Annotated in this window: 16 protein-coding genes; 4 read left to right on the top strand and 12 right to left on the bottom strand. The window is 53.3% G+C overall.

What is annotated here, in order from left to right; translation table 11 throughout:
* Window positions 1-14: 14 nt before the first annotated feature.
* Genes ptsJ through KP80_RS04325 form a run of 3 tightly spaced genes read left to right on the top strand, consistent with a single transcriptional unit; the run spans window position 15 to window position 2445 of the window.
* On the top strand, window positions 15-1310 hold the full coding sequence (gene ptsJ, locus KP80_RS04335) for a transcriptional regulator PtsJ (protein WP_052282361.1): 1296 nt from the start codon (window positions 15-17) through the stop codon (window positions 1308-1310).
* A gap of 13 nt (window positions 1311-1323) precedes the next feature.
* Entirely contained in the window at window positions 1324-2034 is a 711-nt protein-coding gene (locus KP80_RS04330; protein ID WP_052282360.1) for a type 1 glutamine amidotransferase, read from the top strand.
* Window positions 2035-2043: 9 nt separating this feature from the next.
* Entirely contained in the window at window positions 2044-2445 is a 402-nt protein-coding gene (locus KP80_RS04325) for a YybH family protein (protein WP_052282359.1), read from the top strand.
* Here KP80_RS04325 and cysM read toward each other — a convergent pair.
* The 8 genes from cysM to KP80_RS04285 all read right to left on the bottom strand — a co-directional run bounded on the left by cysM (window position 2442) and on the right by KP80_RS04285 (window position 12469).
* Entirely contained in the window at window positions 2442-3353 is a 912-nt protein-coding gene (gene cysM, locus KP80_RS04320) for a cysteine synthase CysM (RefSeq protein ID WP_052282358.1), read from the bottom strand. The genes KP80_RS04325 and cysM overlap by 4 nt on opposite strands.
* 70 nt (window positions 3354-3423) lie before the next feature.
* Window positions 3424-6105, bottom strand: a complete 2682-nt coding sequence (locus KP80_RS04315; protein WP_052282357.1) for a glycoside hydrolase family 78 protein — start codon at window positions 6103-6105, stop codon at window positions 3424-3426.
* 23 nt (window positions 6106-6128) lie between these two features.
* Complete coding sequence (locus KP80_RS04310; protein WP_052282356.1) at window positions 6129-7433, bottom strand: MFS transporter; 1305 nt, start codon at window positions 7431-7433, stop codon at window positions 6129-6131.
* A gap of 141 nt (window positions 7434-7574) precedes the next feature.
* A complete protein-coding gene (locus KP80_RS04305) occupies window positions 7575-8435 on the bottom strand; it encodes a helix-turn-helix domain-containing protein (protein WP_052282355.1) in 861 nt (286 codons plus the stop codon).
* Window positions 8436-8651: 216 nt separating this feature from the next.
* Entirely contained in the window at window positions 8652-9755 is a 1104-nt protein-coding gene (gene cysA, locus KP80_RS04300) for a sulfate/thiosulfate ABC transporter ATP-binding protein CysA (RefSeq protein WP_052282354.1), read from the bottom strand.
* Window positions 9745-10620 carry a sulfate/thiosulfate ABC transporter permease CysW gene (cysW, locus tag KP80_RS04295; protein WP_052282353.1) on the bottom strand — a complete coding sequence of 292 codons (876 nt, stop codon included), beginning with the start codon at window positions 10618-10620 and terminating at the stop codon, window positions 9745-9747. The genes cysA and cysW overlap by 11 nt, the downstream gene beginning before the upstream one ends.
* On the bottom strand, window positions 10620-11453 hold the full coding sequence (gene cysT / locus KP80_RS04290; protein ID WP_052282352.1) for a sulfate/thiosulfate ABC transporter permease CysT: 834 nt from the start codon (window positions 11451-11453) through the stop codon (window positions 10620-10622). The genes cysW and cysT overlap by 1 nt, the downstream gene beginning before the upstream one ends.
* Window positions 11453-12469: a sulfate ABC transporter substrate-binding protein gene (locus tag KP80_RS04285; protein ID WP_052282351.1), complete on the bottom strand. Its 1017-nt coding sequence runs from the start codon at window positions 12467-12469 to the stop codon at window positions 11453-11455. Before KP80_RS04285 ends, cysT begins: the two co-directional genes overlap by 1 nt.
* Window positions 12470-12722: 253 nt before the next feature.
* On the opposite strand from KP80_RS04285, the gene KP80_RS04280 reads away from it, so the two are divergent.
* The gene (locus KP80_RS04280; protein ID WP_052282350.1) at window positions 12723-13103 is read left to right on the top strand and encodes an endonuclease domain-containing protein; all 381 of its coding nucleotides are present in this window, start codon (window positions 12723-12725) and stop codon (window positions 13101-13103) included.
* A gap of 162 nt (window positions 13104-13265) precedes the next feature.
* Here the strand turns inward: KP80_RS04280 and KP80_RS04275 are convergent, their stop codons facing one another.
* The 4 genes from KP80_RS04275 to KP80_RS04260 all read right to left on the bottom strand — a co-directional run bounded on the left by KP80_RS04275 (window position 13266) and on the right by KP80_RS04260 (window position 15758).
* Window positions 13266-14165, bottom strand: coding sequence for a Dyp-type peroxidase (locus tag KP80_RS04275; protein ID WP_052282349.1), 900 nt, complete (start codon window positions 14163-14165; stop codon window positions 13266-13268).
* A 95-nt stretch (window positions 14166-14260) separates the two neighbouring features.
* A complete protein-coding gene (locus KP80_RS04270; RefSeq protein ID WP_052282348.1) occupies window positions 14261-14836 on the bottom strand; it encodes an RpoE-regulated lipoprotein in 576 nt (191 codons plus the stop codon).
* Window positions 14837-14896: 60 nt separating this feature from the next.
* Window positions 14897-15346, bottom strand: a complete 450-nt coding sequence (locus tag KP80_RS04265; protein ID WP_052282347.1) for a DUF2919 domain-containing protein — start codon at window positions 15344-15346, stop codon at window positions 14897-14899.
* Window positions 15333-15758: a GNAT family acetyltransferase gene (locus KP80_RS04260; RefSeq protein WP_052282346.1), complete on the bottom strand. Its 426-nt coding sequence runs from the start codon at window positions 15756-15758 to the stop codon at window positions 15333-15335. Before KP80_RS04260 ends, KP80_RS04265 begins: the two co-directional genes overlap by 14 nt.
* Between the last annotated feature and the right edge of the window lie 90 nt (window positions 15759-15848).

The following is a 15848-nucleotide window of genomic DNA, read 5'->3' as shown; positions in this document are numbered from 1 at the left end:
GTCATAGGTCAATAATGATCGACGGAAAAAGCGCCAACGAAATCTTTGACAGTATTCGTCAGCATATTACCAGCGGCAAATTGGCCAAGGGTGAAACGCTGCCGCCGGTCCGTGAACTGGCGATGCAGCTTGACGTTAACCGCAATACCGTCGCAGCCGCCTACAAACGGCTGGTAACGTCGGGGCTAGCGCTTAGCCTTGGGCGAAACGGTACGGTGGTCAAAGAGACGTTGCAGCCGGTAGCGCTGGAAGGCGGCGATCCACACACCCCACTGACCGACCTTTCCAGCGGTAACCCAGCCGCCGACCGCCTTCCTGACCTCAATCGCTATTTATCGCGTATCAACCGTACGCCGCGTCTGTACGGTGATGCACCGGTCACTCCTCAGCTTCACCGCTGGGCGAGCGATTGGATGCAGGAAGCAATGCCGGGTGCGGGCGAAATCGACCTGACCAGCGGGGCGATAGACGCTATTGAGCGCCTTCTCTGCGCCCACCTGCTGCCGGGCGACAGCGTGGCGGTAGAAGACCCGTGTTTTCTAAGCAGCATCAGCATGTTGCGATACAGTGGTTTTAACGCCACGCCAGTCAGCATGGATAGCCAGGGAATGCGGCCAGAAATGCTCGAGCAGGCGCTGAATAAAGGGGCTCGCGCAGTGATCTTAACGCCACGCGCCCATAATCCAACCGGCTACAGCCTGAGTCAGGCGCGCGCCGCCGCACTTGAAGAAATCCTCAGCCGCTATCCGCAGGTTTTAGTGATTGTCGACGACCACTTCGCCCCGCTCTCTTCCGCTGCCTGGTATCCGGTGATTTCCCCACAGACGCTGCATTGGGCCATTGTGCGCTCAATGTCTAAAACGCTCGGCCCCGATCTGCGGCTGGCGTTTGTCGCCAGCGACGCGGCAACATCGGCAAAGCTGCGGCTACGGCTCAATTCAGGTAGCCAGTGGGTCAGCCATTTACTTCAGGACCTGGCCTACGCCTGCTTAACCGATGAGGACTATCTGCAGTCACTCGTCAAGACTCGACTTTTCTATGCCAGCCGACAGCATCAACTGGCGCAGGCCTTACGTGAACAGGGCATTGATAACGTTAGCCCTGGCGACGGGCTTAATATTTGGCTGCCGCTGACAAATGCAAGCCAGCCCATTGCCTTTGCGTTGGCGAAATCAGGTTGGCTAGTGCGTGAAGGTGAAGCCTTCGGCGTCAACGCGGCAACGCACGGTTTACGTATCACCCTTTCCACCCTTGACGACAACAACATCACGCAACTTGCCGCCGATATTCAGCGGGCGCTTAATTCCTGACAGGAGAACCTCCGTGCGAGTCCATTTTGTTATTCATGAATCATTCGAATCTGCAGGCGCTTATCAACCCTGGGCCCAATCTCGCGGCCATCAGGTCAGTTGGACTCACGTTTACAACAACGAATCCGTCCCGGCTAATGCCGACGGTTTTGATATGCTCGTGGTCTTTGGCGGGCCGCAGTCACCACGGACAACGCTTGCCGAGTGTCCGTATTTTGATTCCCAAGCGGAACAACAACTGATTAACCAGGCCATTGACGCCGGGCGCATTGTTGTCGGTATTTGCCTCGGATCACAGTTGATTGGTGAAGCTCTAGGCGCGGAGGTACGCCAAAGTCCAAATAAGGAAATTGGCCATTACCCGATTACCCTCACCGCCGCCGGCGCAGAACATCCGTTACTCAGTGACTTTGGCTCGCCGCTCACCGTTGGCCACTGGCATAACGATATGCCGGGACTGACCGTAGAAACCGTCATCCTTGCCGAAAGTGCCGGCTGCCCGCACCAGATTGTGCAGTTTAGCGATAAGGTCTATGGTTTTCAGTGTCATATGGAGTTTACCGCCGAGGCGGTTGAAGGGCTTATTCAGCATTCGGAACAAGAACTGGCAGAGTCTAAAGGTAAACCGTTTATTCGTTCCGTTGAAGAGATGCGTAGCCACGATTACCGCGAAATGAACCAGAAACTGTGGTCGTTCCTCGATAAGCTAACTGACGCAAAGTAAGGAGTACCGATGCCAGGATCATCGTTAAAAGCCGTTATCGAAGCCTGCGACCGCGCTATCTCACAGGAAGATTACGAGTCGCTGATGGAGCACTACGCCGATGACGCCAGCCTGGTCGTCAAACCAGGCATGGTGGTGAACGGTAAAGAGAATATTCGCAAAGCGTTTATTGCCATTGCGGATTACTTTCAGCATCGGCTGGTGGTTACTCAGGGACAAATGGAGATTATCGAAGGTGGCGACAACGCGCTGGTGATTATGGAAACCCATCTGGATATTCCGTTGGCCGAAGGGGGCACCACGCAGGTCACGCGTCGCGCAACCTACGTGTTTCGCCAGCAGGCAGACCGCTGGCTATGCACCGTTGATAACTCCTACGGCACTGACCTTCTGGATAGCCAGGAGGTTTAAATCCCTGCGCCCTGGCTGAAGTGCTCTTCGCCAAATACGCCGGTGGAAAGGTAGCGATCGCCGCGATCGCAGATGATCGCCACCACCACCGAACCAGGGTTATGCTCGGCAATCCGTCGAGCGCCAGCAACTGCACCACCGGAGCTCACGCCGCAAAAGATGCCTTCATGCACAGCCAGCGCACGCATGGTATTTTCCGCATCGTTTTGGTGGATATCCAACACGCTATCGACCAGTTGAGCATTAAATATCCCCGGCATATATTCCGCAGGCCAACGACGAATCCCAGGAATGCTGCTGCCTTCTTCCGGTTGTAAACCGACGATAGTAACCGATTTGTCCTGCTCACGTAGAAAACGCGAAACGCCAGTGATGGTGCCGGTTGTGCCCATACTCGAGACAAAATGGGTAATACGGCCGCCCGTCTGCTGCCAAATTTCCGGGCCGGTAGTGGTGTAGTGCGCGTACGGGTTGTCCGGATTATTGAACTGGTCCAGCAGTTTGCCTTCCCCACGTTGCGCCATCTCCAGCGCTAAATCGCGCGCTCCTTCCATCCCCTGCTCTTTGGTCACCAGAATCAAGTCGGCACCGTAGGCACGCATCGCGGCACGACGTTCCTGGCTCATGTTGTCCGGCATCAGCAGCTTCATGCGGTAACCTTTAAGCGCGGCAATCATCGCCAGCGCAATTCCAGTGTTGCCACTGGTCGCCTCGATAAGCACGTCGCCCGGCTTAATTTCGCCGCGCTTTTCCGCTTCGACAATCATCGACAAAGCCGCCCGGTCTTTCACCGAGCCCGCGGGGTTGTTGCCTTCAAGTTTGACCCAAATTTCGCTGCCGTTATCCGGCGTCAAACGCTGCAGTTTCACTAATGGTGTATTGCCGATGGTTTGTTCTAATGTGTTCACGTCGCTACCCAGACTTTCATAGAAAAAGCGGCCACAGAGGCCGCTTGCTCAGTGTGCAGACGTTAAGCTATCAGTCTACGTAGGTCAGGTCTACCGATTCATTGGGCTGATACTCTATGCCGTATTCTCCTGAACCACAGTTTGCCGTCCATCCGGAACCTGAAGGGGAAAAATGCAGCCCTCCCGCTGTGACAATCGTTTTTGCAAACGGCAGGTTGATTGTCGCCGTCGTATTCGCAGGAATACGACACGTCAACACGATACGCCCATCCACCGCCTTCCAATTCACCGCTATTTCACCGTAAATTGACTCATAGCTCGCATCCATCCAGTTAAGCCCACCGCCGGGCAGCGGAGAAATCACGACATGTTTGAAACCGGGAGCCGTTTCATCGGCCTCAATCCCAGCAACGGTGCGGTAGAGCCACTCGCCCACTGCGCCATAGGCATAGTGGTTAAACGAGTTCATATCCGGGCTCCACATTGAACCATCGGGTTTAATGCCATCCCAATGTTCCCAAATTGTGGTCGCTCCAGCTTTCACCTGATACAGCCAGGAAGGAAAATCCTCTTTTAGCAAAAGTGCCCATGCCTCTTTATAACGTTGATTCTGACTCAGCGCCTGGCAGAAGTATGGCGTACCCAAGAAGCCGGTCACCAGATGTCCGTCATGCTCATCCAGGAGGGATATCAGGCCGTTAACGGTACGCTCACGGAAAGCCTCCGGTACAAGATTGAAGCAAAGTGCAAGAATATGTGCCGTCTGCGTTTGGGCCGTTAACTCCCCACTGGCCGTGAAAAAGCACTCCTGAAAACGCGCCACAATACGGGCTTGTAACGCTGCGTAATAACGGTAATCGTCTTCACGTCCTAGCGTTTTCGCGGCCTTTGCAAAAAGCAATGTCGACCAGGCATACCACGCCGTGCAGATAAGATCGTCTGGCGTCGCGCCAAAATAGCTGCCCTCCTGCGCATCCAAAGCAACCCAGTCACCAAACTGCAGCTTATAGCGCCAGATATCGTTATCCGCATGCGCCTGCATAAAATCAATCCAGCCTTTCATACTGGCGTACTGATTTTCCAGCACGCGCTTATCCCCGTACATAAGGTACATAGTCCACGGATTGACGACCGCTGCATCTGCCCAGCCCGTTGCCGAATGCGTGCCGCCTTCGGCAAGAAACTTGTCGTGATCGCAATGGCCCGTCAGAATATCGGGGATAACATGCGGCACGCCGCCCTCTGCGGTTTGATCGTGTTTGAGGTCGGTTAACCACTTCGCGAAGAAGGTCTGGGTTTGCATCAAATAACTGGCGGTTCGGCAAAAAATCTGTGCGTCGCCGGTCCAACCGAGCCGCTCATCGCGCTGTGGGCAATCGGTCGGGACATCGACAAAGTTGCTTTTAAGTCCCCACAAAATATTGTGATGCAGTTGGTTCAGATCGGGGTTCGAGCAAGAGAAGTGCCCGGTTGGCGCCATGGCTGAATGGAGTACGATTGCCGTGAAATTCTCAGTCTTAAGCTCTCCCGGATACGCGTCAATTTTCACGTAACGGAAACCCTGCCAGCTAAACCGTGGATGCCACACCTCACGTCCCTCCCCCTTCAGGCAATATTCTATCTTCTGTTGCGCACTGCGCAGGTTTTCCAGATAGACATTGCCGTCAGCGTCGAGCGTTTCAAAGTGCCTCAATACCACCGAATCCCCGGGCTTTCCGCTCACGCTAAACTCAACCCAGCCGCTCATGTTCTGACCAAAGTCGAGGACCCTATCCCCCTGTGGCGTAACGATCAGAGCCACAGCAGGTCGCCGCTCGATTTGTTTGACCGTCCCCGCCCCCTGCGCAACCAACGCCTGTTTATCCCAGTGGACCACCGAGACAGGTTGCCATGATGAATCATCAAAGTGAGTTTGGCTCCAGCCATCCTGGACCCAGCAAGCATCAAACCGCTCCCCGTCATAGATTTCTGCAAACAAGCGTGCGGAATCACTCCCTCGCCATGAATCATCAGAAACGATGAACTGCTGTGTGCCATCGTCATACCGGACAATAATCTGACACAGCAGCGCCGTTTGTTCACCGTAGTAGTTGCGGTGACGGCTAAAGCCCATATCCCCCTTAAACCAGCCAGCACCAAGTTCCGCACCGACTGTATTTTCATCACGGTGCAATAATCCGGTAAGATCATAGGTTTGATATAGCAAATGATGGCGATAGCTGGTCCAGCCGGGGGTTAATTCGTCATGCCCCACACGTTCACCGTTAATGAACAACTGATAGATACCCAGCGCCGTCACGTGCGCCCAGGCGGACGTCACCACCTTATTGGGGTCAAGGGAAAATGCTTTACGCAGCAGCGTCGCCTTTGAAATGCCTTTATCCTGCGCCGACTCTGCCGAGATAAATTTCCCCTGCCACGGCGTGTTAAGCATGCCAGTGACAAAGAATCCGATCGGGCTCCAGGCGCTGACTTCACCGTGGTTATCCGTAATGCATACCCGTAGGCAGTAGCGCGTGGAGGGTTGCAGCGTGACACCACTCAGCTCAATATTTTGAGATACTTCGCTAAAAACGTCGCCACTGTCGTATATCAGATGCGAGAATTCTATCGTCCTGCTGCACTGCAGCCGCCATGAACGCTGCTGCACATTTTTTCTATGGCTGTGAATTTTCCAGCCCACGGCAGGCAACCTGTCCACGCCGGTCAACGTTAGCTCGCCGTTCAATGTGAGATGACTAACTGAAAGCATGATGAAAACTCCTCAAGTAGAGATTAATTCGTTGTTGCGGAATGGGTAGACGTAGACAAAAAGTCTGGTGACTTATCACTGAGAATTTCCGCCTCGCTGGAAAATTCATTACGCTGCTTGCCGTGAAAGCACAGCCAGCCGATAAACATGCCGGAGGCCACCACGGTAGAAAGGATGCTATAGAGAACGACAGGCCCGGCATCGAGCAGCACCGGCGTGACAAAAGCCAACACACCGCAGGTGAGACGAGCGAGACCGACAATGGCCCCTTGAGCAGTGGCGCGCAGCATGGTGGGAAAAGACTCCTGCGACCAGACCTTCATCATTCCTTCGAACGCCATGCCGCTGCCGATAGCGGTAAACAGCAAACAGCAGAACCAGGAAATAGAAGAAAAATTCAGCACGACTGGCATGAAGAATCCTCCGGCAAAGAAGCAGGCACCGATGATAAACACCAGCATTCGCTTCGACGTGTCCACCAGCTTCATAAATAACAGACCGGACAGCACGCCTACGGGCATCAACAGCAGATTCCACAGCGCATTTTTCTCAACGCTAATACCGACAATATTCACCGCAACGTATGCACCAAACTGTCCACCGGTATTCGCCGCGAGATTGGTGAACATATAGAACAGACTTAATGCCATAAATGGCCACAGGTATTTGCCGCGGATTAAATCGGCATAGGAGTTCTTCTGCGCACGTACGGTTGCTTTGCCGCTTAAACGTTCCTGGTGCGCAACCAGCCACATTGGTGATTCCGGTAATGACCAACGTAGCACCAGCAAAATAGCGGCAACTAAACCAACATGCAGATATAGCGTCTGCGCCCCGGTTTTTCCCCATCCGCCAACCAGGGCAGAAATAGCCATCGTGGCGCAAATACCGGCAAACCAGAGTAAATTAGACAAACCAATAATTTTACCTCGGTTATTATCTGTTGCCGCTTCAGAGATCGTTGCCAGAGATACAGGAAGATCGGCTCCGGTCGCCAAGCCAACCAAAACCGTACCCACCAGCAGAAACATAAAATGTGCGCTAAAGGCCAATAACAACGAACCCATTAACACCATTGCCATAGTAATAATAAATACATTACGCCTACCGTAATAATCCCCCAGGCGCCCGCCAAAGAAAGCGCCTAAGGCAATGCACAACGTTAATATCCCAGAAAGAATACCAATTTCAGCGGACGTAATTCCTAACGCTTTTTGATATATCACTAATGCGGTTCCGTTTGAAACAATTGCCGCAGAATCGATATAGGACGCCATTCCTGATACCACACCAACATACCAGGGATTTGGCTGTTTTATTCCAGACATAATATACACTCCATTTATATTATCTAAATAACAAACAGGCTCCCAATCCAATAACGCATTAAAATCTATTAATAAATCCAGATATCACATATTGAACCAATGGCGGAATACACCATTGATATAATTAAGACGAGTCTATCGTTACGTATTCTTATGAATTGAAGAACTTAACTGCCGCTCCTGAGAGGGCGTGTGTTGAAAATAGCGATGGTAGGCTTCAGTCAGGCGCGACGGCGTCATAAACCCACAGAGCGTCGCGATACGCCCAACAGAAATATCGGTAGTCCGTAAAAGCTCCTGTGCTTTCAGCAAACGGTACAGTTGATGAAATTTCTCAGGCGTCTTCCCGGTCATCATCTGAAAATAGCGGTAGAGCGTGCGTATCGCGATCCCACGCTCTTCACAAACTCCTCGCCAGTTGATCTCCTGAACATAGTGCTGACGAATATAATCCAGCAACCAGGCTCGATTCCCCTCATCGTTGGACGCTGACTTTACCGTGCCAATACGTTGGCAAAGGAGTGTTAACATTTGCAAAAACGACGATTCAGTACTGGAAAAGTAGAGGGCGTCAAATGTGTCATCACGCCGTTGGCTAATATTCTCAGCCAGTTCAACAACCATCGTTAAGTGCAGTTCGGCTAATGGTTGATAAACAGAACTAAATGGGCGGGTATTTGTAGCGATCAACTCAAGAAAACATTCAATATCTTTAATATATTTAAATTGCCGCTTGCGATGAATGAGTACATTTATCAACGACAATGAATTAGTCGCCTCATAATAGTGTACATCATTCGCCGTCACAAAAAAGAAATCCCCCTGTCGAATCATTTCAGCCTGATCGTTGACAATATGAAACCCGCTACCGCTACGCACAATAACAAGCTCATCAAACTCATGGCCATGTAGATCAAACATTGATTGGTTATCGAGTAAAAAAACACAAAAGGCATGTTCATTCGAGGGAAAGAAATCCTCAGGAAATTTAATATCCGCCATAGCCCCTCGCTCATGATTTTTATATTTAACCCGCAGCACTGCGGCATACCAACATTAAACAGCAAGGGGAGTGACAAGTCATTACGTTGAAATGGCAGCCACAAGTAAATACCTGTGACGCTACCATCATTTTTATTCATTAGCCGGTTCCGATTAATAAAAACAAAAAAGGTGCACGATTGCTCGTGCACCTTTTTATGGTGAAAAAAGAACGACTCAGGCCGTTTCTGCAAATGGCATGACAGTGCTTCCTTCGATACCTTCAATACGCTCATCCCCATGATACAGACGTGCGTTCTGCAGGCCGACAAACAGACGATCGCCACGCAGCGGCGTATCGTCACCGCGCATCACTACCGTCAGTGGGTCGTGGTACCACCCCAGCGGCTGCACGACTAATTGGGTATAGTGGCCTTTCGGGCTGGCTTCCAGCACTTGTACCGGCAGCGGCGAATCGAGGCTAGTACGGCGGCTGACGTCAACTTCCCACGGGCGCAGGAACAGATCCACCGGCCCCTGATACGACGGCGTATATCCTAGCGGCCAGCGGTGGGCACCGACGTGGAACTGCCCGCCGCGAATAGTGCCCTGCAGGCGGTTAACTTCACCCATAAACTCCAGCACAAAGCGAGTTGCGGGCTCACGCCACACCTGTTCTGGTTCATCGGCCTGTTCGATATTGCCCTGACTCATCACCACCACGCGATTGGCCACTTCCATCGCCTCCTCCTGATCGTGGGTGACGAAGACGCTGGTGAATTTCAGCTCTTCATGCAGCTGACGCAGCCAACGTCTGAGTTCTTTACGTACCTGCGCATCCAGCGCGCCAAACGGCTCATCAAGCAACAGAATCTGTGGCTCTACCGCCAGCGCACGAGCCAGCGCGACGCGCTGTTTCTGCCCACCGGAAAGCTGTGCCGGATAGCGGTCTGCCAGATGCGCCAGTTGCACCATCTCCAGCAGCTTGGTGACCTTGGCCTTAATGGTCGCGGCATTTGGGCGCTCGCGACGCGGCAGCACGGTCAGACCAAAAGCGATGTTGTCGAATACCGTCATATGGCGGAACAGTGCATAGTGCTGGAACACGAAACCGACCTTACGATCACGCGCATGCAGGCGGCTAACATCAGTTCCCTGGAAACGAATATGTCCGCTGGTCTGGTGTTCCAGACCAGCGATAATACGCAGCAGCGTGGTTTTACCGGAACCGGACGGTCCAAGCAGCGCCACCATCTGGCCGGAAGGGATATCCAGAGAGATATCATTCAGCACCTGGGTGCGACCAAAAGACTTCTTAATATTGGCAATCTCAATGCTCATGATTTCCCTCCTGTTGCGCGCGTTTTTCCTGATTATGCAAACGCCACTGCAACGCACTCTTTAAAAATAAGGTCAGAATCGCCATCAGCGTCAGCAACGCCGCCGCGGTGAAGGAGCCGACGGTGTTGTAATCCTGCTCCAGCAGTTCAATCTGTAACGGTAACGAGAGAGTTTCGCCGCGAATCGAGCCGGAAACCACCGATACCGCGCCAAATTCACCAATCGCACGGGCGTTGGTCAGCACCACGCCGTACAGCAGCGCCCAGCGAATATTCGGCAGGGTCACGCGTTTAAACATCTGCCAACCGGAAGCGCCAAGCAAAATCGCCGCTTCGTCCTCCTGGCTGCCCTGGCTTAGCATCACCGGCACCAGCTCGCGCACCACAAACGGACAGGTGACGAAGATGGTGACCAGAATCATGCCCGGCCAGGCAAACATAATTTGCAGGTTGTTGGCTTCCAGCCAGCCGCCAAGTGGGCCGTTGGAGCCGTAAAACAGCAGGTAAACCAAACCCGCGACCACCGGCGAAACCGCAAACGGGATATCCAGCAGCGTCAGCAGTAGCTGACGACCTGGGAAGTTAAAGCGCGTCACCAGCCAGGCCAACAGTACGCCAAACACCAGGTTCACCGGCACCGTAATCAGCGCGATCATCACCGTCAGCCAGATGGCGTGCAGCATGTCCGGGTCGGCCAGATTTTGCAGCACCGGCATGAGCCCTTTGCTGAACGCCTGCACAAAGATGTAAATCATCGGCACCAGTAGGATAAAGGCAGAAACCAACATCCCGGTACCAATCAGAAACCATTTACCCCAGTTAAAACGGGGTGCGTCATAACGCTTCAATTGAGTCACTTCCGCCATTAATGACCTACCACACGCCGACCAAAGCGACTTTGCAAGGTATTGATAGAGAACAGCAGCAGCAGCGATGCCGCGAGGATCACCGATGCGATCGCGCTTGCCGCTGGATAGTCAAACTCCTGCAAGCGGACAAAAATCATCAGCGAGGTCACTTCCGTTTTCCAGGCGATGTTGCCGGCAATGAAGATCACCGCACCAAACTCGCCGAGGCTGCGGGTAAATGACAGCGCCACACCCGCCAGCAACGCCGGGGAAAGCTCCGGCAGTACCACTTTGCGGAAACTCTGCAAGCGGGTCGCACCCAGCGTTTCCGCCGCTTCTTCATATTCTGGGCCTAACTCTTCCAGCACCGGCTGCACAGTTCGTACTACGAACGGAATACTGGTGAAGGCCATCGCCACCGCGATACCCAGCCAGGTGTAGGTCACCTTGATATCAAACTTCGCCAGCCACTCGCCGTAGAAACCGTTGACCGAAAACAGCGAGGCGAGCGTCAGGCCAGCCACCGCCGTCGGCAGCGCAAACGGCAAATCCATCAGCGCATCCAGCAGCGTACGGCCAGGGAAACGATAGCGGGTAAGAATCCACGCCATCAGCAGGCCAAATACGCCATTAAAGATAGAAGCCACAAACGCCGACAGCAGTGTCACCTTGTAGGCGGCAACCACTTGCGGATTGGTAATGACTTCCCAGTACTGCGCCCAGCTCATTTCAGACAGCTGCATAACCAGCGCGCTCAGCGGCAGCAGCAGAATCAAACAGACAAACAGCAGACTGGTGCCGAGGCTCAGGGTAAAGCCCGGCAGCACGCGTCTGGAAGAAACTGCAAACATTACTTACGCCCCGCCGCTAACAGCTTGTCTAACTCGCCACCGCTGGCGAAATGGGTTTTCATCACGTCAGGCCAGGAGCCAAACTTATCCTCCACGCGGAACAGTTCGGTCTGCGGGAATTTATCTTTCAATTTGTCCATCACCTGCGGGTTGTTCACGCGATAGTAATAATCAGTGATAATCGTCTGCGCCTGCGGGCTGTAGAGATAATTCAGGTAAGCTTTTGCCGCCTTCTCTGTGCCGTTGGCTTTCACATTTTTATCCACCCACGCGACCGGGAATTCCGCCAGGATGTTGGTTTTTGGGATCACCACTTCAAAGCCCTGAGCTTCGTACTGTTTGCGGATGTTATTCACTTCCGACTCAAAGCTTATCAGAACATCGCCTAAGCCACGCTCAGCAAAAGTGGTGGTCGCACCGCGGCCACCGGTGTCGAAGACTTCAACGTTTTTCAGGAACTGGGTCATGAACTGCTGAGTTTTCGCTTGATCACCGCCGTCGGCTTTATCCGCCGCGCCCCACGCCGCCAGATAGGTATAACGCGCGTTGCCTGAAGTTTTCGGGTTAGGGAAAATCAGCTTCACGTCCGGACGCACAAGATCGCTCCAGTCGTGGATATTTTTCGGGTTGCCCTTACGCACCAGGAATCCCATGGTGGAATAAAACGGCGAGCTGTTGTTGGGCAAACGAGACTGCCAGTCCGCTGGGATAAGGTTGCCTTTGTCGTGCAGGATCTGCACATCGGTTACCTGGTTATAAGTTACAACGTCTGCTTTTAAGCCCTGCAGAATCGCCAGCGCTTGTTTAGATGAACCGGCGTGGGACTGTTTGATGGTCAACTTATCGCCACCGTTGTCTTTCGCCCACTGTTTTTCAAACGACGGATTCAGGGCGGCAAACAGCTCGCGGGAAACGTCATAAGAGCTGTTCAAAAGCTCTGTCGCCTGCACCTGTGCAACCAGCAGCATGGAAGCCGCGAGCGTCAGGTATCCTTTTTTCAGTAAGTTCATCGCCATTACGCACCCTATAGTGTGAGGACTTTCTAAGCCTCAGTGTATTTATAACGGGTACTAAAGGAGTAACGGTTTTATATACCGTTTGGTGATTTGGAAGTTGAAAAGAGAATAAGGGGATTAATGCTAACACCGTGAGTTCAAGATTGAGTTACCCGGGGCGAACGGTGTCAGGATTAATGCGCTTTTCTGAAGCCTGATTCCATGATGATAACGCGCTTCAGACAATCGGCACTCTCGATGACAGAGTGCCGCAATGGAAAGCAAATATGACTTCGCCCAACAGCTAAGACGCCAGCTCACGCCGCAAGAGCGCAGGTTATGGTATTTACTACGCAATCGCCGATTCGCACATTTTAAATTTCGCCGCCAACATCCGGTTGGACCTTATTTTCTGGATTTTGCCTGCTGTCGCGTTCATCTCGCAGTTGAGCTGGATGGTGGGCAGCATGATGCAAGGGCCGGGTATGATGCCCGGAGAACGGCGTGGCTGACTTTACATGGCTGGCGGGTGCTGCGATTCTGGAATAATGAGTTGATAGAGAATGAGGAGGCGGTATTGGCGAGGATTCTTGAGGCGCTTGTGTCGCAGGCACCCTCACCCCGGCCCTCTCCCTGGAAGGGAGAGGGGGAGTAGCCCGCCTAACCTCTGGTTCAGTCATGGCAGCCCACCGCCACCCAACCGACGAGAGTGGGCGAAAATGGCTAATCTCACCTTCGATTTCAATACAACAAAGTATACCGGGCGGTCCCCTCTCCCCTGTGGGGAGAGGGTTAGGGTGAGGGGGAAACCTCAGCCTTACAGCGCCACCAGCTTATCCAGCGAAGGCGCGAAGTAATAACCGCCGGTCACCGGTTTGGTAAAGCGCAGCATCGCATCGCGTTTACCGTCGGTATCGCCAAACATGCTCAGCAGCTGCTGTTCAATATTGTGCAGACGCGCGCAGTAGGCACAGAAATACAGACCGTGGGTGCCGCTTGCGGTGCCGTACGGCAGGCTCTGGCGAACAATCTTCAGCCCTTTGCCGTCTTCTTTTAGATCAACACGAGTCAGGTGCGAGGTTTCTGGGCGTTCATCGCCGTCAATCTCTTCGTTGGCTTCTTTGGTACGGCCAAACATCATTTCCTGATCCGGGACGCTCATGCGGTTCAGCTGTTTGAGATTGTGCTCCCAGCGCTGGACAAACACATAGCTGCCGCCCGCATCGACGCCGTCTTTGATGACCGCGACTTCACGACGCGTCTCTTCGCCCGCCGGATTTTCAGTACCGTCAACGAAGCCGCTCAGATCGCGTTCTTCAACCCAACGGAAACCGTGTACTTCTTCCTTCACATCCAGCGCATCGCCAAAGGCGGCCAGTGCGGCTTGCGCCACAGAGAAGTTAACGTCGTGACGCAAGGAGAGAATGTGGATCAGCACATCAAATTGCGTAGATGGCGCCAGCCCTTTGCCATACGGAGGAAAATCTTTCAGCTCTTGCGCGCCAACCCCGCCGCTCAGCTCGCGCCAGGTATTATGACCAAACGCGACAACCGCACCTAAATGGGCATCCGGGAACTTATCCTGGAACGCCGCCAGCTTTTCGGCAAAAATTTTGCTGCCGGTACGCAGGGCGTTGACGTCCCCTTTCACATTGGCTTCAATCCAAATCGCCGCGCGGCAATGTTCCGGCAAAATGCCGCTCTGAACCTGAGACATCGCTCCTCCTAAATAAAATGCCACGACATCGTGGCATATAAAAACCTCACATATTGTACCCGCTTTTCAACAGGCCGTGGCGACTACGGTCAAATTTAGCGTCGCCAGATGATTTTCGACAGCGTCCAGTTTTTCAGGGTATCGTCCGGTGGCATCAGCCCCTGCGGCCCCTGCCAGTTTCCGGAAAACTGGTAGCTGATATGCGTGCTGTCTTTCGCTTTACACTCCACCACGTTGCTTTCGTCGGCGGTGGCCGCCTGGCAATGGCCGAACGCTTTATCGTAGACATCGCTAAATTTCGTGCCCACCTTTACGCCATCGGCCGCAGCCACATTATCATCCAGCACATCAATACGACTTACCGTGCCGCCATCACCATTGATGACCATAGCCAGCTTGTCACCACGCAGTGCTTCGAAATAGTGAACCACGCCGCCGCTCTGGGCCTTCATGCCGCTGCGCAGTCGATAGTCGCCACCCAACGCATCGCCAATAGCCTGTTCACTCAGCGCCGTTGAGCCCGTCAGCCCGCCCACACCCTGCTCGCTCACAGCCGCAGAAGAGCCAAACCAGTTCCACGGATAAGCCGCAGACCAGTTAACCGCAGAGAGCGTAGAACAGCCGGTCAAAGCCAGCGGGAGGGCGCACAATAATAAACGCAGCGATTTCATTGATACTTCCTTTTATGTAAGTCAGGCCTATTGGAGTGCAATAAACGCAATAAGTGCCGTTTATTCTGCGACTTCATTGAAGCAGGCCCGCAAGCGTGGGTTGGTCAAAAGCCACCACAGCGCAAAAATATCCAGTAAAAACAACCCCAAACCAATGCCAGAAAGCGGCTCTCCGCTAAGCCACAGCCAGGGCTGCCAGCACAGCAAGATCAGCTGTGCGACGATGAGTAACGCCCGCAGCCTGTGCCAGACACGGGGATAGCTGTGACGTCGCCCGCTCAGTAAGAAGGCAAAAACAGCGGGAACACCGGGCAGCAGTCCGATCCAAAAAAGGTTGTGATCGGGGTAAAACAGATTCAGCAGCGCGTCGCCCTGATCGCGTGACGCACCGGCCATAAAAAACAGCACCCACGTTCTGGCCTGAAGCAGCAACAAGCACCAGAACAAGAAAGGCAAACGCAGACGACCGTGGGAGTCGAAATCAACGGGTGAGAAATCAGTACTCTTCATCTTCAATCAGACGCTTACCCAAGCTTTGCACATCGGCATGTTCGTAGCCCAGGCGCTCATACATTCCCAGCACCACATCGTTCTCTTCCCGCACCATAATCTGGATTTTCGGACAACCACGGGCGATGAGCTTTTTCTCCAGGCGATTCAGCAGCGCATTGGCGATACCGCGTCCGCGATATTCTGGGTGCACGCCAAGGTAATAGGCCGATCCGCGATGGCCATCGTAGCCACCCATAATCGTGCCAACCACTTCACCGTTGACCTCAGCCACCAAAAACAGGCTCACGTCATGATTGACCTTACGCTCAATATCCATTTCCGGATCATTCCATGGGCGCAGCAGATCGCATCGCTCCCACAGGGTGATGACCTCTTCAAAATCTGCCTGGCGAAAAACGCGTATCTCCATGGTATTAACCACCTTTTCAGGTTTAAAAACAGTGATTATGGCGCGAACGGCCGATTTAGCCAATATCTGACGCGGCGCAGTGAAAAAAAT

Source organism: Kluyvera genomosp. 1 (assembly GCF_001266615.1).
Classification (GTDB): Bacteria; Pseudomonadota; Gammaproteobacteria; order Enterobacterales; family Enterobacteriaceae; genus Kluyvera; species Kluyvera cryocrescens_A.
This window is presented reverse-complemented; position numbering and strand designations above follow the sequence as displayed.